The sequence below is a fragment of the Saccharothrix texasensis genome (assembly GCF_003752005.1).
Lineage (GTDB): Bacteria > Actinomycetota > Actinomycetes > Mycobacteriales > Pseudonocardiaceae > Actinosynnema > Actinosynnema texasense.
This window is the reverse complement of sequence record NZ_RJKM01000001.1, coordinates 6,377,154-6,399,021: the sequence shown is the minus strand read 5'-3', so window position 1 is coordinate 6,399,021 and position 21,868 is coordinate 6,377,154. Positions and strand designations below refer to the sequence as shown.

General features: G+C 72.3%; 14 protein-coding genes. 9 read left to right on the top strand and 5 right to left on the bottom strand.

All coding sequences use genetic code 11. The annotated features are described in order from the left end of the window. Window positions 1–267: 267 nt before the first annotated feature. Window positions 268–3,513, bottom strand: coding sequence for a S8 family serine peptidase (locus EDD40_RS28395; protein ID WP_123745635.1), 3,246 nt, complete (start codon window positions 3,511–3,513; stop codon window positions 268–270). A 256-nt stretch (window positions 3,514–3,769) separates the two neighbouring features. Here EDD40_RS28395 and EDD40_RS28390 point away from each other — a divergent pair, with 256 nt between their 5' ends. Beyond that, entirely contained in the window at window positions 3,770–4,600 is an 831-nt protein-coding gene (locus tag EDD40_RS28390; RefSeq protein WP_123745634.1) for a hypothetical protein, read from the top strand. 284 nt (window positions 4,601–4,884) lie between these two features. Here EDD40_RS28390 and EDD40_RS28385 read toward each other — a convergent pair whose 3' ends face one another. After that, window positions 4,885–5,358 carry a cupin domain-containing protein gene (locus EDD40_RS28385; protein ID WP_123748343.1) on the bottom strand — a complete coding sequence of 158 codons (474 nt, stop codon included), beginning with the start codon at window positions 5,356–5,358 and terminating at the stop codon, window positions 4,885–4,887. A gap of 70 nt (window positions 5,359–5,428) precedes the next feature. Here EDD40_RS28385 and EDD40_RS28380 point away from each other — a divergent pair, with 70 nt between their 5' ends. Next, window positions 5,429–7,084, top strand: coding sequence for an FAD-binding dehydrogenase (locus EDD40_RS28380; protein WP_123745633.1), 1,656 nt, complete (start codon window positions 5,429–5,431; stop codon window positions 7,082–7,084). 130 nt (window positions 7,085–7,214) lie between these two features. Here the strand turns inward: EDD40_RS28380 and EDD40_RS28375 are convergent, their stop codons facing one another. After that, the gene (locus EDD40_RS28375; RefSeq protein WP_123745632.1) at window positions 7,215–9,941 is read right to left on the bottom strand and encodes an AfsR/SARP family transcriptional regulator; all 2,727 of its coding nucleotides are present in this window, start codon (window positions 9,939–9,941) and stop codon (window positions 7,215–7,217) included. 156 nt (window positions 9,942–10,097) lie between these two features. On the opposite strand from EDD40_RS28375, the gene EDD40_RS28370 reads away from it, so the two are divergent. The 5 genes from EDD40_RS28370 (at window position 10,098) to EDD40_RS28350 (ending at window position 16,508) form a co-directional block, all read left to right on the top strand. Next, a complete protein-coding gene (locus EDD40_RS28370) occupies window positions 10,098–10,514 on the top strand; it encodes a hypothetical protein (protein ID WP_123745631.1) in 417 nt (138 codons plus the stop codon). A gap of 13 nt (window positions 10,515–10,527) precedes the next feature. Further along, window positions 10,528–12,171 carry a PPE domain-containing protein gene (locus EDD40_RS28365; RefSeq protein WP_123745630.1) on the top strand — a complete coding sequence of 548 codons (1,644 nt, stop codon included), beginning with the start codon at window positions 10,528–10,530 and terminating at the stop codon, window positions 12,169–12,171. Beyond that, window positions 12,168–12,932: an ESX secretion-associated protein EspG gene (locus EDD40_RS28360; RefSeq protein WP_123745629.1), complete on the top strand. Its 765-nt coding sequence runs from the start codon at window positions 12,168–12,170 to the stop codon at window positions 12,930–12,932. Before EDD40_RS28365 ends, EDD40_RS28360 begins: the two co-directional genes overlap by 4 nt. A gap of 552 nt (window positions 12,933–13,484) precedes the next feature. Next, window positions 13,485–15,623, top strand: a complete 2,139-nt coding sequence (locus EDD40_RS28355) for a putative bifunctional diguanylate cyclase/phosphodiesterase (protein WP_123745628.1) — start codon at window positions 13,485–13,487, stop codon at window positions 15,621–15,623. A gap of 45 nt (window positions 15,624–15,668) precedes the next feature. Beyond that, a complete protein-coding gene (locus EDD40_RS28350) occupies window positions 15,669–16,508 on the top strand; it encodes a S1C family serine protease (RefSeq protein WP_123745627.1) in 840 nt (279 codons plus the stop codon). A 176-nt stretch (window positions 16,509–16,684) separates the two neighbouring features. Here EDD40_RS28350 and EDD40_RS28345 read toward each other — a convergent pair whose 3' ends face one another. Together EDD40_RS28345 and EDD40_RS28340 are read right to left on the bottom strand one after the other, a co-directional pair. Further along, window positions 16,685–17,920, bottom strand: coding sequence for an SAM-dependent methyltransferase (locus EDD40_RS28345; protein ID WP_123745626.1), 1,236 nt, complete (start codon window positions 17,918–17,920; stop codon window positions 16,685–16,687). Window positions 17,921–17,936: 16 nt separating this feature from the next. Continuing rightward, complete coding sequence (locus EDD40_RS28340; RefSeq protein WP_170185218.1) at window positions 17,937–19,307, bottom strand: FAD-binding oxidoreductase; 1,371 nt, start codon at window positions 19,305–19,307, stop codon at window positions 17,937–17,939. An 88-nt stretch (window positions 19,308–19,395) separates the two neighbouring features. Here EDD40_RS28340 and EDD40_RS28335 point away from each other — a divergent pair, with 88 nt between their 5' ends. Next, window positions 19,396–20,988 carry an acyl-CoA dehydrogenase family protein gene (locus EDD40_RS28335; RefSeq protein WP_123745624.1) on the top strand — a complete coding sequence of 531 codons (1,593 nt, stop codon included), beginning with the start codon at window positions 19,396–19,398 and terminating at the stop codon, window positions 20,986–20,988. Next, window positions 20,985–21,743, top strand: coding sequence for a crotonase/enoyl-CoA hydratase family protein (locus EDD40_RS28330; RefSeq protein WP_123745623.1), 759 nt, complete (start codon window positions 20,985–20,987; stop codon window positions 21,741–21,743). The genes EDD40_RS28335 and EDD40_RS28330 overlap by 4 nt, the downstream gene beginning before the upstream one ends. Window positions 21,744–21,868: the final 125 nt, after the last annotated feature.

Genomic DNA, 21,868 nt, shown 5'->3' with positions numbered 1-21,868 from the left:
CCGGCGGCGGGCAAGGAGCAGCTGCCCCGCATCCAGGAGGCGTGGGAGAAGATCAACGCCCGGCCGCGGCATCGTGGCCCGGCGCGCGAACCCCACGACGGCTACCGGCGGCTCGGCCGCATCACGACGTCGAAGGGCCGGGTGCACCGGACCGACAACGACCGGGACGACGTGGAGCCCGACCGCGCCGCGCAACAAAGGCGAAAAGGCTCAGGGCCACCCCCGCGCGAGGCGGGAGTGGCCCTGAGGTCCGTCAAGCGGGTGGCGTCAGGCCACGTTCCGCAGGATCACCGCGCCGCGGCCGACGATCGCGCCTTCCGAGGTCTGCACGGTCAGCTCACCGCGCAGCACCCGGCCGGCGCCGGCCTGGCCACCGGCGGTCACCGTGGCGGGGACCGTCCAGGTCTCGCCGGCGGTGCGCTCGGCGTCGGCGTCGGTCACCGCGACCGAGCCGAGGCCGGCGGCGGCGAACAGGTCGATGTAGTCGTACTCCGTGGTGCCCGCGGGCACCTCGTAGCCGTCGACCGTGACCCGCCACGCGCCGGCGGCGGGGTTGTTGATCGTCACCGACTCCTCGGAGTCGCCGTCCGCCGACTGACCGGCCAGCACGCACGTGCCGGTCGAGCAGTTGTAGACGAACAGGTCGAGGTCGGCCGAGACGTCACCGGTCCTGCCGATCGTCGCACGCAGCGACGTCGAACCCGGCGCCACGGTCAGGTCGTAGTTCTGGACCGCGGCGTCCGCGATGGTCGGCCGGTCGATGCGGGCGCTGGACAGCGAACCGCCGACGAGCTTGCCGGTGAACGTGGCCAGCGAGTTGGTCACCGTGTACTCGCGGCTGATCGGCGTGCCGATCACGGCCGACTCGATGGTGTCCGGGTTCGGGCTGACCGTCGTGCCCAGCACGGACGCGGTCACCGAGTACGGCGCGGCGTCGGCGTCGGAGGTGCGCCGGGCCTCGACCACGATCTCCCACACGCCCGGCAGCGGGTTGCTGACCGTGCGGCTGGTCGGCGAGCCACCGGCACAGCCGGCGCCCGCGTCGGGGTTGTAGCAGTTGGTCGAGGTCGTGGTGTCGAACGGCACGCCGTACGGGTCGTAGCGCAGGAACCGGACCTGGCCCTTGCCGGCCTCCGTGCCGCCCGCCGCCATGTCGACCTTCAGCGCGCTCGTGCCCGCGGGCACGTTCACGAAGAAGCTCTTCGACTGGTTGCGCGCGATCGTGCCGGTCTTGGTCACCGCGTACTTGCCCGCCGCGGTGAACTCGTCCGCCGCGAACACCGTGTTCAGGGTGAACACGTCGATGCCGCGGGTGGCCGGGTTGTCGAGCTTGAGCACGGCCGAGTGCGCGCCCGCCTTGGTCGGCTTGACCTTGACGTCGAACTTCACCGGCGTGTTCAGCGGCAGGCTGACCAGGGACTTCGACGAGAACGTGCCGTCGTTGCCCTGCCAGTTGACCATGAACTGCTGGTTGCGGTTCGGGCCCGTGGTGCGGGTCAGGGTGTACGTCCGGGTGTACTCCTTGCCCAGGACGACGCCCTCGCGGTCGTGGATGCCGACACCCGTGTCGGGGGTGGCGAGCAGGCCCGACAGGGCGGTGTTCACGGTCACCGAGGTGCTGACCGCCTGCGTCTCCGGGTGCGCGTTGAGCTGCGTCCACGCGCGCTTGGTGTCGAACAGACCCGCGCCCTGCTCGTACGCCTGGAGGGTGGAGACCCACTTGGCGCCGGACTGGATCGCGTTGCGCAGCGCCGCGACGGGCGGGCGCTCGCCGTTGTGCTCGGCCTTGTACGCGCTGATCAGCAGCGCGGCGGCGCCGGTCGCCTGCGGCGAGGCCATCGACGTGCCGTTGAACATGGCGTAGCCGGCGGGCAGCTCGTAGGTGCCGGCCACCGGGCCGGGCGTCTGCCACTGCGGCACGGTGGAGATCGCCGAGCCGGGCGCGACGATGTTCGGCTTGAAGCCGCCGTCCTCACGCGGACCGCGCGACGAGAAGCCGTGCAGGCTCTCCTTCTGCGAGGTCTTCGAGCCGTAGTTGGACAGCCAGGTGTCCGCCGTGATGTACGAGCCGACGCTCACCGCGTCCGTGGACACCGACGGGTCGCCGACGGTGTTCGCGCCCGCGCCGCTGTTGCCCGCGGAGATGAACACCTGCACGTTGTACTCGGCGATGGTGCGGTTGTAGAGCTCCGCACGCGCGTTGTTGCCGTCGTTGAGCGCCGGCAGGCCGCCGATGGAGATGTTGACGACGTCCGCGCCGTTGCGCGCCGCGTACAGCAGGCCGTCGATCAGACCGCTGTTGGTGCACGACGGGGTGGACAGGCAGACCTTGACGGCCATCAGCTTCGCGCCGGGCGCGGCGCCGGTCATCTTGCCGCCGAACATCTTGTTCGCCGAGGTGATGCCCGCGACGTGCGAGCCGTGCGCGGCGGCGGAGATGCCGAGGTTGACCCACGCCGTGCCGGCCGCGTCGTAGTTCGACTTGTCCGTCTGCACCACGAACGCCACGGTGTCCAGCACCGGCGTGGCCGGGTTGTCCGCGCCGAAGTGGCCGACGTCCTTCTTGTACTTGTAGTCGATCATCGCGGTCTGGTCGGTGAAGTCACCGTCGCCGTCGGTGTCGACCCGGACTTCCTTGGTCGTGATGTCCTGCAGCACGCCGAAGGCGTCCACGCGGTCGCCGTCGCGGTTGATGTCGCCGCCGGTCTCGCTGTTGGCCGCGGCCAGGTCGCCCGCGGTCTCGCGGAACAGGCCGAAGCTGAACGGACCGCCGGTCGCGGGCGCCTTGTAGGACGCCCCGCCCGCGGTGAACGCGCCGTTGTAGCGGCCCGAGACCTGCAGCCAGGTGCCGTCGCCGGAGTTCGTGGCGTTGGCGTTGTACCAGTCGACGATCTTGCGCTCACCGGTCGTGGTGGTCGCCAGCGCCGGGTGGTCCAGGTCGATGCCGGAGTCCATGATGGCGATCGTCGTGCCGCGGCCGTCCCACTTGGGGTGCTCGTCGGTGAACTGCGCCGCCTTGGTGTCCTGCGTCGGCATGTACGGGTTCTTCTTGGCCGTCGACTTGCCCGGCGCCGGCTGCGGCAGCGGGGCCGTCGCGCCGTCCGGGCGCGGGTTGTCCAGGACGACCAGGCCGTCGACGTCCACCGAGTTCACGGACGCGAGCTTGGCGGCCTTCTCGGCCTTGTCCCGGGGCACCGAGACCTTGAGGTAGTCGACGTCGCGCTCGGTGGACTCGACCACGCCACCGAGGGCCTTGAGGTCGTTGGCGGCGGTGTCCAGCTTGCCCTCTTCGGCGGCGACCAGGAGCGTGACGTTCGCCTGACCGGCCTGCTCGGCCTCGGCGACGCGCTCCCGGTCCTGCTTGTCGAGCTGCTTGTCGGCGGGCGCGGGCGCGGATGGCGCCTCTTGCGCGACGGCCGACCCGGCGGCGAAGCCGAACCCAGTGGTGCCCAGCACGGCGGCCAGCAAGGCCGCACTGGTGCGGTGTCTCCACCGACTTCCTGAGTTGATCACGGCGCAAACCCTTCGTGGGGAAAGATTGGCGCAAGCACATCTCCCCGACCCCCGGGTAACAATCGGACGTTCAGCCCAATAGAAAAGTCCACATTGGACTGAACGGTCTATTGCGCGAACGCGCGAAGAGTGCCGCAGAACACCGGAACGGGCGCGACCCTTCCAGTCAAGAGCCGACCGGCCGGAATGTCAAACTCTGTCAACGGTGAACCATCCGGAAGCGTGGGAAATCCGTAACAAATCGCACATCAACGCGATGGCGAGCACACTGGTCGGCATCGTGGACACCGCGCCGATCGACCGGATAGCCGACGAGCTCTACGCACTGCCGCCGGCGGAGTTCGTCGCGGCCAGGGACGCCCACGCCCGCCTGGCCGCCGACCGCGGCGACAAGGCGTTGGCCAAGCAGGTCACGGCCCTGCGCAAGCCCACCTCGTCGGCGTGGGCGCTGAACCTGCTGGCCCGCGAGGACGCCGCCGACCTGGCCGAGGCGCTCGCTCTGGGTGACGAGCTGCGTGCCGCGCAGGAGGAGCTGCGCGGAAGCGCGCTGCGGCAGTTGAGCGCGCGCCGGCGGGCCGTGCTGAGCGCGCTCGTGCGCCGGGTGGAGGTGCTGGCCGGCCACGCGGGCCAGCCGCTCGGGCCGGACGCCGTGCAGCAGGTGCGGACCACGTTGACCGCGGCGCTCGCCGACGCCGTGCTCGGCGCGCGGATCCGGGCAGGCCGGCTGGTCAAGCCGGTGGAGCAGTCCGGCTTCGGCCCGTTGAGCGAGACCGCGACCCCGGTGCGCGACGACCTGGCTCCGCGCCGTGAGCAGCGACGGGAACGCGACCTCGCGCGGGCGCGGGACGACATCAGCGCGGCGCAGGCGGACGTGCGCAAGGCCGACGCGGCCGTCACCGAGGCCGAGCAGACCCTGACCGAGCGCGAGGAGCACACCGCCACGCTGCGCGCCGAGCTGCGCCGGGCCCAGCAGGGGGAGCAGGAGGCGGCGAACCGGCTGGCGAAGGCGAAACGCCGGGCCGAGACCGCGCGGGACAAGCTGACGGGCGCGGAGACCCGGATGACCGAGCTGCGCGGCGACGCCTGAGACACCGGCCCGCAACGCCCTCGCCACCCGCCCCGCCGACACTCCCCGTGACCCCCGACACCCCCGGGCCGTCCGGGGAACACCCGCAGGTCACCACCCGTTCTACTGCTGGTCGGCACGTGGACGCCGCACCGGACGTCAGGCCCGCGGGGCCACCTCCCCCAGGCCCGCGCGGCACCTCTCCCCGAGACGTTGCAGGTGCGCCCACGCACGCCCGACCGCCGTCGGCCGAACGGTTCCCCCACCGCACGGCCGACGGCCTTTTACCTCCCGGTAGCCGCAGCTCAGACCATGTACTGGTCGTGCCGGGCGTAGAGTTCGGTCCACTCGTCCGGGCTCAACCGCCGCCCCGATTCCGCGATCTCGGCGAGTTCCCGGAAGTACTCCTCGCGCGGCGGCGCCGGGGCGAAGAGGATCAACATGGACGCGGGCTCGTCGGCGTCGTTGCGGAAAGCGTGCACGCCGCCCTCGGGCACGTAGAGGAAATCACCCGCGACCGCGTTCACCCACGTCTCGCCGTCGAACAAGCGGACCGTTCCGGAGACCACGTAGAACGACTCCGAGAACGTCTTGTGGAAGTGCGCCGCCGGGCCGCCCGCGTGCGGCTGCATCCGCCACTCGAACAGGCCGAACTGCCCGCGCGTGACGTCGCCGGTGCCGACCAGCCTGGCCTGGGTCAGCGGCCGGTCGATGGTCGGCGCCTCCGCCACCGGCCGCCACACCGCGCTGACCTCGCCGACGTCACCCGTGTACGACACCGTCACCACTCCTTGAAGTGAATCTTCTTCAGCTCTCGTCCGCCGTCGAGGTTCGATCTAGACTCGCCCGATGCCCCATGACGCTGATGTCATCGTCGTCGGCGCCGGCTTGGCGGGCCTGGTCGCCACCGCCGAGCTGGTCGACGCCGGCCGCAAGGTCATCCTGCTCGACCAGGAGCCGGAGGCCTCGTTCGGAGGTCAGGCGTTCTGGTCGTTCGGCGGGCTGTTCCTGGTGGACAGCCCGGAGCAGCGGCGGCTGAAGGTCAAGGACTCGGCGGAGCTCGCCCTGCAGGACTGGCTCGGCTCGGCCGCGTTCGACCGGGACGCCGACCACTGGCCGCGCCGGTGGGCCGAGGCGTACGTGGACTTCGCGGCCGGCGAGAAGCGGTCGTGGCTGCACGCGATGGGCGTGCGCTGGTTCCCGCTCGTGCAGTGGGCGGAGCGCGGCGGGTACCTGGCCGACGGGCACGGCAACTCCGTGCCGCGCTTCCACGTGACGTGGGGCACCGGGCCGGGCATCGTGGCGCCGTTCGAGCGGCGGGTGCGCGAGGGCGTGGCGCGCGGGCTCGTGCAGCTGAAGTTCCGGCACCGCGTGACCGGGCTGACCACCACCGGCGGCGCGGTGGACGGCGTGCGCGGCGAGGTGCTGGAGGTCAGCGCCGCCGGTCGGGGCGAGCCCAGCTCGCGGGTGGTGTCCGGCGACTTCGACCTGCGCGCGCAGGCCGTGGTCGTGACCTCCGGCGGGATCGGCGCGAACCACGAGATGGTGCGCCGCAACTGGCCGGCCCGGATGGGCACGCCGCCGGAGCACATGCTGTCGGGCGTGCCGGACCACGTGGACGGCGAGATGCTGCGCGTGGTGCGCGACTCCGGCGGCGAGATCATCAACGAAGACCGGATGTGGCACTACCCCGAGGGGATCGCCAACTACGCCCCGGTGTGGAACAGGCACGGCATCCGCATCCTGCCCGGACCGTCGTCGCTGTGGTTGGACGCGACCGGCTCGCGGCTGCCGATCCCGCTGTTCCCGGGGTTCGACGCCCTGGGCGCGTTGGAGCACATCGTCAAGACCGGGCACGGCTACTCGTGGTTCGTGCTCAACCAGAAGATCATCGGCAAGGAGTTCGCGCTGTCCGGGTCGGAGCAGAACCCCGACCTGACCGGCAAGGACGTCAAGGCGGTGCTGAAGCGGGCGATGCCGGGCGCCGTCGCCCCGGTGGAGGAGTTCGCGAAGCGGTCGGAGGAGTTCATCTTCGGCCGCACCCCGGAGGAGCTGGCGGCGGGCATGAACAAGCTGACCGGCACGTCGTTGATCGACGCGGCCGCGCTGCGGCGGACCATCGTGTGGCGCGACCGGCAGGTGATCTCGGGGCTGGGCAAGGACATGCAGATCAACGCCATGCGCGAGGCGCGGAAGTTCATCACGGACAAGCTGATCCGGGTGGTCGAGCCGCACCCGCTGCTGGACCCGAAGGCCGGGCCGCTGATCGCCGTGCGGCTGTCCGTGCTGACCCGCAAGACCCTCGGCGGCCTGCACACCGACCTGTCGGCCCGGGTGCTGAAGGCCGACGGCACCACCCTCGACGGCGTCTACGCGGCCGGCGAGGCGTCCGGCTTCGGCGGGGGCGGCGTCCACGGCTACCGGGCCCTGGAGGGCACGTTCCTGGGCGGCTGCATCTTCTCCGGCCGCGTAGCCGGCCGCGCCGCCGCCGAAGCCACCGCCTGACCCGAACGTTCAACTCGGAGTCCCTGAACGTAGGACTCTCGCGAGAGTCCTACGTTCGGAACGCGCGTGTCCTACGTTCCGGATGCGCGTGTCCTACGTTCCGGATGCGCGAGTTGACCGCTCAGGGCGGTCAGCGAGTGGTCAGGTCCAGCTTGCGGGCCAGGTCGTCGGCGTCGGCCAGGCGCAGGTCGCGGTACAGGTGCAGGGCGGCCAGCCAGTGCGGGCGGGCGGCGGCGGGACCTTCCGACTGCTCCAGCACGTCCCCGATCGCGCGGTGGCACAAGGCCTCCTGGTAGCGGTCGCCCAGCCGGGCCGCCAGCGCCAACCCCGCGCGGTAGGACTCCAGGGCCTCGTCGGCGCGGCCCAGCTGCTGGGACGCGGCGCCCACGGTGTGCAGCGTCGCCGTGTGGGCCTTCGACGGCGCCGACGGGAACAGGCCCAACGCCTCCGTCGCGTGCCGCAGCGCCTCCTCCGGCTGGTGCTTGCGCAGCAGCACGTTGGCCAGGTTGTTCTGGATGCTCGCCTGCGACCGGTTGTCGCCGACCTCCCGCGCCACCTCCAGCGCCTCCAGGATCGTCTCCTGCGCCCGGTCCAGCTGGTCGTCCGCCATCAGGCAGTACCCGAGGTTCGCCAGCGCCGCCAGCTCCAGGTGCCGGTCGCCGTCCGCCAGCGCCGCCGCCCGCGTGCACGCCTGGATCGCCTCGTCGATCCGCTCCAGGTCGGCCAACGTCGAACCCAACCGCAGCAGGAACGTCGCCTCGGCGTGCCGGTCGCCCAACGACCGCGCCGCCGCCAACCCGATCCGGCACAGCGCCAACCGGTCCAGCCGGTTGCCGCGCCGGAAGTGGAACGCGTCCAGGCACAGCGCGAGCTGCCACGTCCGCTCCCGCTGCCCGCCGTTCACCGCGATGTCCAGCGCGAGCCCGAGGTTCGCCTCCTCCAGCGTGAACCAGTCCAGCGCCGCCGCGTGCGACGACAGCTCCGGGAACGACGCCGGCCGGTGCTCGGCCGGTCCGAACGGCCGCACGTGGTCGGACAGGTGCGCCCGCGCCCGGTCGGCCACGTGCAGGTAGTAGTCCAGCAGCCGGCTGGTCGACACCTGGTTGTCCACTTCGGACTCGGTGGCGGCCAGGTGGTGGGTGAACAGCCGCACCAGGTCGTGCCGCGAGTAGCGGTCGGGCGTCGACTCGTGCAGCAGGTTCGCGTACGCCAGCGTCCGCAGGTGGGTGCGCGCGCTGACCACGTTGATGTCCAGCAACGCCGCCGCCGTGTAGCTGTCCAGGTCCGTACCGGGGTGCAGGCCCAGCCGCCGGAACAGCCGCGCCGCGCCCTCCGGCAGCTCCCGGTAGCTCACCGCCAGCGCCGCGTGCACGCCGCGCCCCGCCTCCGGCAGCGACAACGCCGACAGCCGGCCCTGCTCGTCGCGCAGCTCGTCCACCAGCGACTGGATCGTCCACCGCGGCCGGGACGCCAACCGCGCGCCCGCGATCCGCAGCGCCAGCGGCAGCCGGTCGCACAGCTCGACCAACTCCGCCACCGCGTCCGGCTCCTGCTCGATGCGCGGCCGGCCCAGCACCGCGGCCAGCAGGTCCTCGGCGCTCGACTCCGGCAACGTCGGCACGTGCAGCGACGACGCGCCCTCCGTCACCACCAGGTCGTCCAGCCGGTGCCTGCTCGTCACCAGCACCAGGCACCGCGCCGAGCCGGGCAGCAGCGGCCGGACCTGCTCGGCGGACCGGGCGTTGTCCAGGAACACCAGCACCCGCCGCCCGGCCAGCAGCGACCGGTACTGCGCGGCCTGGCCCTCCAGGTCCACCGCGATCTGCGAGTCGGTCAACCCCAGCGACCGCAGGAACCCCACCAGCGCCGTGCGCGGGTCCAGCGGCTCGGTCTCGTCGAACCCGCGCAGGTTCACGAACAGCTGCCCGTCCGGGAAGTCGCCCGCCACCCGGTGCGCCCAGCGCAGCGCCAACGCCGTCTTGCCGACCCCCGCCGGACCCACCAGCAGCCCGATGGCCGAGTCCTGCCCGATCAGGGTCGCGCCGAGGTCCGACAGCTCCTCCTCGCGCCCGACGAACCCCCGGTGCTCGCGGGGCAGCTGCGCGGGCGCCCGGTCCACCGGCGCCGACGGCGCGGTGTCGCCCGCCAGCACGGTCTGGTAGGCCTCGCGCAGCTCCGGACCCGGGTCGACGCCGAGCTCGTCGGCCAGCCGCTCCCGCGTCCGGTGGAACAGCGCCAACGCCTCGGCCTGCCGCCCGGTCCAGTGCAGCGCCAGCACCAACCGGGACACCAGCGCCTCGCGCAGCGGGTTCGCGTCCACCGCGTCGCGCAACCCCGACACCGCCTCGGCGGCCCGGTCCAGCCGCGACAGCCGGGTCGCGAGCTCCTGCACGGCCACCAGCCGCAGCTCCTCCAGCCGCGCCGACACCGCCTCCCGCAGCTGGTCGCCCGGCACGTCGGCCAGCACCGGGCCGCGCCACAGCGCCAACGCCTCCCGCAGCAGGCGCACGGCGTCGTCGTCGGTCGCCTCGCGCGCGCTCACCAGCAGGTCCTCGAAGCGGAACACGTCGACGGCCGCGCGGTCGCCGGTCAGCGCGTAGCCGGGCGCGCGGGTGACGAGCGCGACACCCCCGGAGAGGACCTTGCGGAGTTGGGCGATATGTCCTTGAAGGGCGGCTTTCGCCTGCGGCGGGGGTGAGCCGTCCCACACCAGCTCCAGCAGCCGGTCGCCGGACACCACGCGGTTCAGCTCGAGCGCGAGCGCCGCCAGGACCGTCCGCCGCTTGGCCGCACCCAGCCGGACGGCCTCTCCACCTGCGGAAACCAGCTCCACGGGGCCAAGCAGGTTCACCCGCATCCGCAAGCCCTTTCGGCGTTGTCACCGTGTAGTCGAAGAGTTTCCCACAGTCGTCACGGCACTTCGGCGGGCCGCGTTGGGCGCGCGTTGGCCGGGCGTTGGAGGACCCGGGGATGGTGGGTTTCGTCCAGCAGGCTGCCTTCGCGAGGGATACCGATGTACATCGCCGAAAACGGGGATGAAGTGGCCCCGCCCCAGGAGGTCCCGACCGTCAACGGTCAGGTCGTGGCGCTCCAGGAGACCGTGAACTCCGGCCGGGTGTCACTCGATCCCGCCACCGGCGAGGAACTGCGCAAGATGCTCCTGGAGCAGATGGACCAGGTCGACTCGTGGCTGGAGCGCGCCGGCCGGCTGGCCCGTCCCGCGCCGATCGGCCGCAACCCCGTCGGCGACCGGCTGGCGATGAAGTTCGAGGCGCGCGCCGACGGCGACCCGCGGTCGTTCGTGGCCGTCATGACGGCCTACCGCGAGGTGCTCCAGCAGACGCACGACTCGGTGCAGAACGCGATCCGCAACTTCACCGAGGTCGACGACGAGAGCAGCGTCGAGCTGCGCAGGCTGAGCGGGAACTAGGGGGCTGGCGACGATGGCGACGGAGCGCGTGGAACTGCGGGTCGACCAGGCGAAGCGCCTGGCCCGGGAAGAGCGGGAGATCGACCTGGTGCTGACCGACACCCAGAACTGGGCGTCCCGGTCGCACCGCGAGCTGTACGAGTCCGTGCACAACAACAACGATCCCGGTCAGACGGGCGAGATCGGCGCGGAGTGGGGCCAGTTCGGCACCGAGCTGACCGAGGCCGCCCGGCTGATCAACGAGCGGGTCGCGGTCAGCGAGTCCGGCTGGACGGGCGACGCGGCGGACGCGGCGCGGCTCGCGATCAAGGGCCTGGCCGACTGGGTCACGCACACCGCCGAGACCGCGGTCGAGGTCGGCAAGCGGGTGCAGGACGAGAGCCAGATCATGGAGAACGCCCGGGCCAGCATGCCCGAGCCGGTCGAGTTCAACTGGGACCAGGCCACCGGCGTGTTCACCGCGGGCGGCATCCAGGGCCTGGCCAGCTCCGCCGCCGACGTGCAGGCGGCCAACGACCACGCGCGGGCGCTGCACGAGCACGCCGTGACGGTCATGAGCACGATGGAGCGCGAGTCGCAGGCGGTCGACCAGACCACGCCGCAGTTCAGCGCGCCGTTCAACCCGGTCACCGGCCGCACCGAGGAGCCGCAGCTCGCGATGCTGCGGTCCGCGTCGACCGCCACGGTGGCGGGTGCGGGCGCGGACGCCCTGGGCGTCTCGGGCGGCTCCACGGCCCCCTCGGCGTACACCGCGTCGCAGCCGGCCCAGCAGATGCAGGCCCTGCGGCCGGTGGAGCCGGCGCAGACCTACCAGCCGTCGCAGTCGACGCCCGCCACGCAGCCGTCCGGGTACACGCCCGCCGCGGCGTCGTACACGTCGCCCCCCGGGTCCTACGGCAGCGGCACGTACGCCGCTGGCGCGACGGCGCCCTCGGCGCCGCCGCCGATGTACCGGCCCGAGGGCACGACGGCGGCCGCGGCGGCGGCACAGGTGCCGGTCACGAACCCGTACACCCCGCCGTCCGGTGGCGGCGGCGGTGGCTACAACTACACGCCCCCGTCCAACAGCGGCTACACCCCGCCCGGCGGCAGCGGCTACGTCCCGCCGTACCAGCCGGCCAACCCGAACACGGTGCCCCGCCAGGGCGGCGGCACCCTGCCGCCCGGCGTGAAGCCGCCGAGCTACATCCCGGCCGGCAGCCCCGGCACGCCCCCGCTCCCCGGCACGCCCGGCGGCGGTGGCGGCGGCGCCGGTGGCGGCGGTGGCGCGCCCGGTGGGCGGATGCCCGGCGGCGGCATGCCCCCCGGCGGTTTCGGCGGCGGCGCCGGCGGCTTCGGCCCGACCGGGTCCGGTGGCGCGGGTGGCGGCGGCGGTTCGCTGGCCGCGGGCGGTTCGACCGGCGCGGTCGGCGGTCCGGGCGCGCGCGGCCCGATGCCCGGCGGCGGCTTCGGCCCCGGCGGCGCGGCGGCGGCGTCCCCGATGGCGGGCGGCGCGCCGATGGGTGGCGCGCCGGCCGGCGGCCAGCAGGGCGAGGACAAGGAGCACCGCGCCGCGGCGTACATCCGCGGTGAGGACATCTTCGAGGTGCCGGGCGAGAATTTGCCCCCGTCGGTGATCGGCGGCGCGAAGCCCAAGAAGAAGGGCGACCAGCCGTGATCGAGCCCGAGTTCGTGCTCACACCGCGCGAGCTGGACGTGCTGTGGAGCCACCTCGACCTCGGCCGGCTGCCCTACCCGCTGGACGTCCCGAGCGTCGGCGACTCCGAGGAGGAGCGCAAGCGGTTGCGGGAGGAGGTGCTCGCCGCGTACGGCGAGCCCGACCCCCGCCTGGTGGCGCTGCTCCGGCTGCTCGGCAACCACGAGGTGGCCGTGGACGCGGTCGCCCACGTGGACCGGTCGGTGCGCGCGGTGGCCGTGTCCGACGGCGACCGGGCCGCGCTGGCGGTGATCGACAGCGGCTCGATCGGCGTGCTGGAGATCCGGCCGACGGCGTTGGCCAGGTCGATCGTCGAGGTGCTGCCGGACGGGTCCGCGGGGCCCGGCAGCGCGTTGTCGCTGCGGCTGGAGACGTTGAACGCGGCCGTCGCGCTGCAGAACGAGCAGCCGGACGACGAGGACGACGACCCGTGGGGCAGCGGCGAGCTGGACGAGCGGGAGGCGTTGCAGAAGGCCGGGCTGTCGCGCGAGGACGCGAGCGTGATCAGCGAACTGGCCACGAGCCGGGTCGCGGGCGGCCAGTTCGGGGTCAGCGTGGGCGGCGGCTACCGCCGGGCCCGGGCCGGCGCCCTGATCACGTGGTTCGACACGCCCCAGGGCCGCTACCTGATGGTCCACGAGGACGGCTGGCTCAGCCTCGCCCCGACCGACAACGACCGCATCGCCACCCGGATCGCCTCCGTCCTGTCCTCCGTCTCCTGACCACTCCCGGCCCGTGAACGTAGGACTCTCGCGAGAGTCCTACGTTCACGCCGCGCGTGTCCTACCTCCAGAACGCGCGTGTCCTACGTTCAGAACACCCGAGTTGAACGCTCAGGACACCCTCCACCCGGCCATCCCGAACAACGCCGGCACACCCCCGTCGCCATCCGGGAATTTCCCACCACCGCCTACCGGGACAACACCTCGCGGTGTCATTGAAAGCGCTCTCACCACCGCCGCGGAACGTCGCTGAATCCGGATGCCGGCACCGCCACAAGATCACCGGTGAAACAGCCGCCGCCGTCGCCGCACCTCGTCGAGCCTCGCGACCAGCGCATCCGCCTTCACCCCTGGGAGCGGTTCCACGCGGCAGACAGCCGATGATCGAGCCGCTGTGAAGATCACGGCCCGCTGAAGCCGGCACCCATAGTCTTGCCGAATGGCGACCGGTGGTCGGTAAGCTGACCGGGACCAACGGTCCGCATTACCCCATTCGAGTGACAATGGCGAGGAAATGCGCACGTCGGAGCGACGAATGGCACCCAGAGCCACATGAAAACGGCAGGCGCGGCGAGACTCGGTGACGACCCCGGGCAATCCCGGGTCGCCTTCGCACGTGAATGGGCTGCGGCCATCGGGCCGCCCCCGACGCCGTCCGACCCGCCCTCCGACCCACCGCCCGCCACGTCCGGCGACGCCCCCGACGACCGACTGGCGGACCTGCTCACCGGGCTCACCGCCACCCTGCACGCCGCCGTCCGCGACGACGGGTCGACGGCACGGGCGCGCGAGGTCGGCCGCGGCCTGGTCGAGCACGGGCTGGCCGCCTCCGAGACGCTGGAGCGGACGCTCGCGTTCGTCGGCGAGCACTTGGCCGCCGACGTCGAGCCCGGCCGCCTGATGGCCGCGCTGGGCGCGTTGGCCGCCGGGTTCACCGACGCGCTGTGCCAGCGCTCGCTGGACGAGCAGGAACAGCACCACGAGCTGAGAACCACTCGATCGGCCGAATCCGCGGTGCGGGCGGGTGAAGCGAAGTTCCGCGCCGTGTTCCAGACCTCGGCGTTGGCCATCACGGTCTCCGACGCCAACGGCGTGATCCTCGACTGCAACGACGCCATGCTCGCCCTGCTGGACCGCACCGCCGACGAGCTGATCGGGACGCGCGGCCGCGACCTGCTCCACCCGGACGAGCGCCAAGTGATCTCGCACGCCGCCCAGCGCCTGCACAACGGCCAGGAGCACGTGCGCGCCGAGACCCGGCTGATCCGCGCCGACGGCGAACTCGTCAACGTGCTCATCGCCCTCGCCCTGGTGCGCGACGACGACGGCGCGCCCGCCTTCTACGTCACCATGATGGAGAGCCTGGACGAGGTCCGCGCGCTGCAGACGCAGCTGGTGCGCCAGAGCCTGCACGACATGCAGACCGGCCTGGCCAACCGGTCCCAGTTCGTGGGCTGGCTGGAGAGCGCGGTCGGCTCCCGCGGCCCCGCCACCCTCGCGCTTGTCGTGTTCGACCTCGACGGGTTCCGGGTGGTCAACGACGCGTACGGGCATGAGGTCGGCAACCGGATCCTGACCGCGGTCGCCGGGCACCTGCGGTCGGTGTTCGACGAGGTCGGGAAGCTGGCCCGGATCGGGCCGGACGAGTTCGCCGTGCTGATCCACGACCCGGCGGACGTGGCGACGGTGGTGTCGCTCGCCGAGTCCGCCGTCGAGCAGCTCGCCGAACCCGTGTGGGTGGAGGACGACGGCATCGGCGTGACCGCCAGCGTCGGCATCGTGGTGCGGCCCGCGCGCGGTGCGGACGCGGCCGAGCTGCTGCGCTGCGTCGACCTGACCGTGCGGTGGGCCAAGGACGACGGCAAGGCGCAGTGGGCGCTCTACGACAAGGAGCGCGACCAGCGGGAACGCGCCCGGATGCGGTTGGCCGCGTCCATCGCGGGCGGGTTGGAGCAGGGCGAGTTCCGGGTCGACTACGAGCCGGTGCACTCGCTGGTGGACGGCGCGCTGCTGGCCGTCGAGGCGCGGCTGCGGTGGGACCACCCGACGGAGGGCGTGCTCGACCCGCAGGAGCTGGTGTCGCTGTCGACGTGCACCGGGATGGCCGCGCGGCTGGGCAAGTGGTCAATCGCGCAGGCCTGCGCCGACGCGGGCCGCTGGCACGCCGAGTTCGGTGACGCGGCGCCCGTGCTGAGCATGGACCTGACCGCCCGGGAGTGCCAGGAGCCGGAGCTGGTGGCGACCGTGCGGCAGGCGTTGCGCGAGTGCGGGCTGCCGGCGCGGCTGTTGCAGTTCGAGCTGGGCGAGCAGCTGCCCGCGTTGATCAACGAGGACCAGGTGGAGGAGCTGACCTACCTGGCCGGGCACGGCGTGCGGCTGGTGCTCGACCAGGTCGGCGGCGGCAACGTGCCGCTCGACCGGTTACGGCGGTTACCGCTGACCGCGGTGAAGTTCCAGGGCTCCCCGGTGCACGGCCTGGCCGAGGGCGCGGACCCGGTCGAGGAGAGCGCGGCCGTGGCGCTGCTCACGTGGTCGCGGACGTTGGGGCTGCCGCTGTTCGCGGCGGGCGTGCGCACCCGGTTCGAGGCGCGACGGCTGGTGGAGCTGGGGGTGACGGGCGCGCAGGGACCGCTGTTCGGGTCGGCGCTGCTGACCGCCGAGCAGGTGCGCGGAATTCTTGGCAAGTCCTGACCCGCCGCTCAGGTTGCGCATAGGGTCGAGGACCAACCTGGGTTCATGACGACAGAGGACTTCCCCGCCGTGCGCGGGTCGTTGGAGGAGCGGGCGCCGTTCTGGCGGCGCCGCACCGGTGCGGTCGTGGCCTCGGCGGCGCTGGCCGCCGCGGTGCTCGGCGGCGTCACCGGCGGGGTGGTCGGCGCGATGAACGCCTCACCCGTCGCGCAAACCCCGGTGAGCAGCCAGGTCGCGATGAACGCCTCGTCCACTGTGGACGTTTCGGGGGTCGCGGCCCGCGTGCTGCCGAGCGTGGTGCAGGTGAACGTCGTGTCGGCGCAGGGCCAGGGCCTCGGGTCCGGGGTGGTGCTGAGCGCGGACGGGCGCATCCTGACCAACAACCACGTGGTGGCGGGCGCGCAGCAGGTGACCGTGACGTTGAGCGACGGGCGGACCGTGGACGCCACCGTGGTGGGCGCGGACGCGTCGAGCGACCTGGCGGTCGTGCAGGCGTCGGGGGTGAGCGGGCTGACGCCGGCGAAGTTCGGCGACTCCGACCAGGTGAAGATCGGTGACGAGGTCGTGGCGATCGGCTCGCCCGAAGGGCTTCAGGGCACCGTGACGTCGGGCATCGTCAGCGCGCTCGACCGCACGGTGACCGTGCCGGGCACGTCGACCGGCCGGCGCGGGTCGTCGGCGGTCAGCTACCAGGCGATCCAGACCGACGCGTCGATCAACCCGGGCAACTCGGGCGGGCCGCTGGTCGACGCGGCGGGCGAGGTCGTCGGCATCAACTCGGCGATCTACTCGCCCGCGTCGGACAGCGGTCAGGCGGGCAGCGTGGGCATCGGCTTCGCGATCCCGGCCAACCAGGTGCGGCAGATCATCGACCAGCTGGGGTGACGCCGACCCGCCCTGCCCCACCCCGGCCACGTGCGCCCATCCCACGTGGTCGGGGTGTTCGTCGCCGCGGCCTGCCCTGAGCGTTCAACTCGGGTGTTCCGAACGTGGGACACGCGCGTTCTGGACGTAGGACACGCGTGGCGGCGTGCGGTCGGGACCGCACGCCGCCGGGTGCGTCAGCCGAGCCACTCCGGGCGCAGCGGCATGTGCGACGTGGTGCCGTCCAGCTTCACGCCCAGCACCTGGTGCAGCTGGATGTTGTTGCGCTCGAAGCCCAGCCGGGACGCGGCCAGGTACAGCCGCCACACCCGCGCCCGACCGAGGCCGACCTCGGTCACCGCGTCGTCCCAGTGCTTCTCCAGGTTCTCGCACCACCCCGCCAGCGTCATGGCGTAGTGCTCGCGCAGGTTCTCCTCGTGCCGCACCTCGAACCCGGTGTCGTGCATCAACGACACGAGGTGGCCCGGCCCGACCAGCTCGCCGTCCGGGAACACGTACCGGTTGATGAACCCGCCGGTCCGCGCCGGCTGCTTGTTGTCCGGCCGGGTGATGCAGTGGTTGAGCATCCGCCCGCCCGGCTTGAGCTTGTCGTACAGCGACCGGAAGTACGCGGGCAGCTTCGCCTTCCCGATGTGCTCGGTCAGGCCGATCGAGCTGACCGCGTCGAAGCCGGACTCCCGCACGTCCCGGTAGTCGAGGTAGCGCACCTCGGCCAGGTCCGACAGGCCCGCCTCCACGATCGCCTTCTGCGCCCACTCCGCCTGGTTGCGGGACAACGTCACGCCCAGGGCCTGCACGCCGTACTCCCGCGCGGCGTGCATGACCATGCCGCCCCAGCCGCAGCCCACGTCCAGCAGCCGCATGCCCGGCTTCAGCCCGAGCTTGCGCGCCACCAGGTCGTGCTTGGCGAACTGCGCCTCCTCCAAGGTGGACTCCGCCGTCGGGTACACGGCGCACGTGTACGCCATGGACGGACCGAGGACCCACTCGTAGAACGTGTTCGACACGTCGTAGTGGTGCGCGATCGCCTCGCGGTCGCGCGCCTTCGAGTGCCGCAGGCCGCGCAACCGGCGCTCCTGCGGCGGCACCTCGATCTTCGTGCCCAACCTGGTGCGCCCGAGCGTGGCCAGCAGCTCCACCCGCTCGCCCCAGGGCACCTCGCGCAACGAGATCTCGGAGAGCTGCTTCAACGCCCCGTACACGTCACCGATGATCTCCAGGTGCCCGGTCACGTACGCGCGCGCCAGCCCCAGCTCACCCGGCGCCGACGCCAGGTAGGACAACGCCTCCGGTGTGCGCACCTCGATGCTCACACCCGCGTCGGCCGGCCCCGCATGGCTTCCGTCGTACGCGCTGAACCGCACGGACGCGCCGCCTCCGACCGCCCGCTGGAACACCTCCGCCAACCGCATCTGGCCCCGGCTCCCTTCACCTACGGAGAACACACTTGGCGTACAAATCGGGCAGCCGGCCCGCCGGGTCGTACCGCTTCTTCAGGTCCTGGTAGGTCGGGCCGTTGTAGTTGTCCCAGAACTCCTCCTCGCCGTAATACGAGTCGGAGTACAGGGACTTGTGCCCGCCCAGTTCCGTGACCTTGTCCTCGATCAGCCGGTTCCGGCTGCCCAGCTCCTCGTCGGGCCGCAGCGACACCGTCGACCAGAAGCCGACGTTGACGTACAGCACCTCGGGGTCCATCGGGTACAGCGGCCAGGCCGCGCGGCTGCCGTCCGCCCGGCGGCGCAGCCGCACCGGGCACAGCCACACCGGGCTGATGCCGATCTCCCGGTGGAAGAAGTCCAGGAACTCGGCGAGCCGGTCCACCGGGATCTCCACGTCCTGGATCACCGGTTCCTGCACCGCCTTGTTCAGCCGGTCGGACAGCTTGTGCCGCCGGTCCCAGGCCACCACCTTGCGGTACACGTCCGACCGCAGGTAGCGCTTCGGCACGAGCCGCCGCACCACCGGGTGCTGCACGCCGAACGCGCGCGAGCACCAGAACCAGTCGGTGTCCCACCGCCACAGGTAGTCGCGCACGGTCAGGTAGTCGACGCTGCGCCGCTGGATGGACCGGTAGTAGATCTGGTTGCCGGTGTAGTCCGACGTGAACGGCGCGGTGTCGGACCAGTTCGCCAGCGTCACGTACTGCTCGGTGCCGGAGAACACCGTCCCGTCGACGAAGTCGACCGGTTCGCCCTGGTAGGAGCCGTCCGCGCAGACCTCGGCGAGCATCCGCGCGCACTCGGCCGCGTCGGCGAACGGCACGTGCCGCAGCCGCACGTACGGCTTCACCGGTTCCAGCTCGATCTCCAGCCGCAGCGTGTAGCCGAGCGTGCCGTAGGAGTTCGGGAACCCGCGGAACAGGTCGTCCTCCGGACCGACGACCACGACCTCGCCGTCGCCCGTCATGATCTCCAGCTCGCGCACGGACTCGTGCGGCAGGCCGTTGCGGAAGGAGCTGGACTCGATGCCCAGACCCGCCACGGCGCCGCCCAGCGTGATCGTCTTGAGCTGCGGCACGACCAGCGGCATGAGACCGTGCGGCAGGGTCGCGTCGACCAGGTGCTCGTAGGTCGTCATGCCCTGGACCTGCGCGGTCCGCGCGTCGGCGTCCACCGACAGGACCTGGTCGAACCGGGCGACGTCGAGGCCGCCGGACTGGTCGGCGCGGAACCGGAAGAGGTTCGACGTCGACTTGGCCAGCCGCACCGGCGCACCGGCCGGGATCGCCGCGTACTGACCGCGCAACGCGGCCACGGCCCGCTCGTGGCCGGACTCCTGAACCTGCCGGTGATCCCTCACGGCACCGACGTTAGGCCGCCGGAGCTTGATCAGCACCCCCAAATTTCCGGCCCCCGCAAGTTACCGACGGGTAGTACGCTAGGTGGTTATGACCCACGCCACTCATGAGGTGACCAACCAGGTCCCGCCACTGGAAGGGCACGACGTCTCCGCCGACCCGGCGTTGCTGGACGGACTGCGGCGCGGCGGCGCGGAGTGGGCCGAACCCGAGGTGCGCGCGTTGGGCGTGCTCGCGGGCACACCGCACGTCCAAGACCTGGGACGGCTGGCCAACGCGCACCCGCCCGTGCTGCACACCCACGACCGGTACGGGCGCCGGGTCGACGAGGTCGAGTTCCACCCCGCCTGGCACGAGCTGATGGGCACGGCCGTCGCCAACGGCCTGCACGCGGCGCCGTGGCGGGACGACCGGCCGGGCGCGCACGTCGCCCGCGCGGCCAAGTTCTACGTGTGGAGCCAAGCGGAAGCGGGCCACGGGTGTCCGATTTCGATGACCTACGCCGCCGTGCCCGCTTTGCGCCGCACGCCCGCTTTGGCCGAGAAGTACGAACCGCTGCTGGCGGCACGGGAGTACGACTTCGGGCTGCGCGCGCCGTCGTCGAAGCGCGGGTTGATCGCGGGCATGTCGATGACCGAGAAGCAGGGCGGCTCGGACGTGCGGGCCAACACCACGCGCGCCGTGCCCGTCGCCGACCACCACGTGCTGACCGGGCACAAGTGGTTCACCTCCGCGCCGATGTCGGACCTGTTCCTGACCCTCGCGCAGGCGCCGGGCGGCCTGTCGTGCTTCGTGCTGCCGCGCGTGCTGCCCGACGGCACGCGCAACGCGATGTTCCTCCAGCGGCTCAAGGACAAGCTCGGCAACAAGTCCAACGCGTCCGCGGAGCTGGAGTACGACGGCGCGGTCGGGTGGCTCGTCGGCGAGGAGGGGCAGGGCGTGCGGACCATCATCGAGATGGTCAACATGACCCGGCTGGACTGCGTGCTCGGCTCGGCGTCCGGGATGCGGCTGGGGCTGACCCAGGCCACGCACCACGCGGCACACCGCAAGGCGTTCGGCGCGTACCTGGTCGACCAGCCCGCCATGCGCAACGTGCTGGCCGACCTGGCGGTGGAGTCCGAGGCGGCGACCACGGTGGCGCTGTGGCTCGCGGGCAACCGCAGCCGGCTGGGGCTCGCGGTGAGCAAGTACTGGGTGTGCAAGCGGGCTCCCGCGCACGCCGCCGAAGCACTGGAGTGCCTGGGCGGCAACGGGTACATCGAGGACTCGGGGATGCCGCGGCTGTTCCGCGAGTCGCCGTTGATGTCCATCTGGGAGGGTTCGGGCAACGTGGCCGCGCTGGACGCGCTGCGCGCCCTCGGGCGGTCACCGGAAGCGGTGGCGGAGTTCTTCGGCGAATTGGACGCGGCGCGCGGTGCCGATCGGCGGCTGGACGCGGCCGTCCAAGGGCTCAAGGATGAGCTGATCGACACCGATGACCTCGAAGTGCGGGCGCGCCGGGTGGTGGAGCGGATGGCGTTGGCGTTGCAGGGTGCGCTGCTGGTGCGGTACGGGCACCCGGCGGTGGCGGACGCGTTCTGCGCGTCACGGCTGTCCGGCGACTGGGGCGTGGCGTTCGGCACGCTGCCGCGCGGCGTGGACTTCGGGGCCATCGTGGAACGAGGGCTGCCGAAGCCGTGAGCGCCGTCCGGGTTGAGCGGTCCGGGCCGGTGTTCACCGTCCTGCTGAACCGGCCCGCCGTGCGCAACGCGGTGGACGGGCCGACCGCGCACACGTTGACCGAGGTGTTCCGCGAGTTCGACGAGGACCCGACCGCGGCGGTGGCCGTGCTGCACGGCGAGGGCGGCACGTTCTGCTCGGGCGCCGACCTGAAGGCGCTGGGCACGCCCCGGGGCAACGACGCGGAATCGCCGTCCGGCCCGATGGGTCCGACGCGGTTGCGGTTGTCGAAACCGGTGATCGCGGCGGTGTCCGGGCACGCGGTGGCGGGCGGGCTGGAGCTGGCGCTGTGGTGCGACCTGCGGGTGGCCGACGAGGACGCCGTGTTCGGCGTGTACTCGCGGCGGTGGGGCGTGCCGCTGATCGACGGCGGGACCGTGCGGCTGCCCCGGTTGATCGGCGCGTCGCGGGCGATGGACCTGGTGCTGACGGGACGGCCGGTGCACTCCGGCGAGGCGCTGCGGATCGGCCTGGCGAACCGCGTGGTGCCTTCCGGCACCTCACGTGCCGCGGCGGAGTCCCTGGCGCTCGAACTGTCCGGGTTCCCCCAGGTGGGCCTGCGCCGCGACCGCTTGTCGCTGCTGGAGCAGGAGGACCTGCCGGAACCCGACGCCCTGGCCAACGAGCTGTCCCACGGCCTCGTCGCGCTGACCGAGGTGGAGAAGGGCCTGCGCCGCTTCCACTCCGGCGAAGGCCGCCACGGCAAGTTCCCCTGACCGCGAGAGTCCAACGTCCACAGCTCGAGAGTCCAACGCTCACGGACCCCGAGTTCAACGCTCGGGCATACCGGCGGGTATGCCCGAGCGTTGAACTCAGGTGCTCTGAACGTTGGACTCTCGCG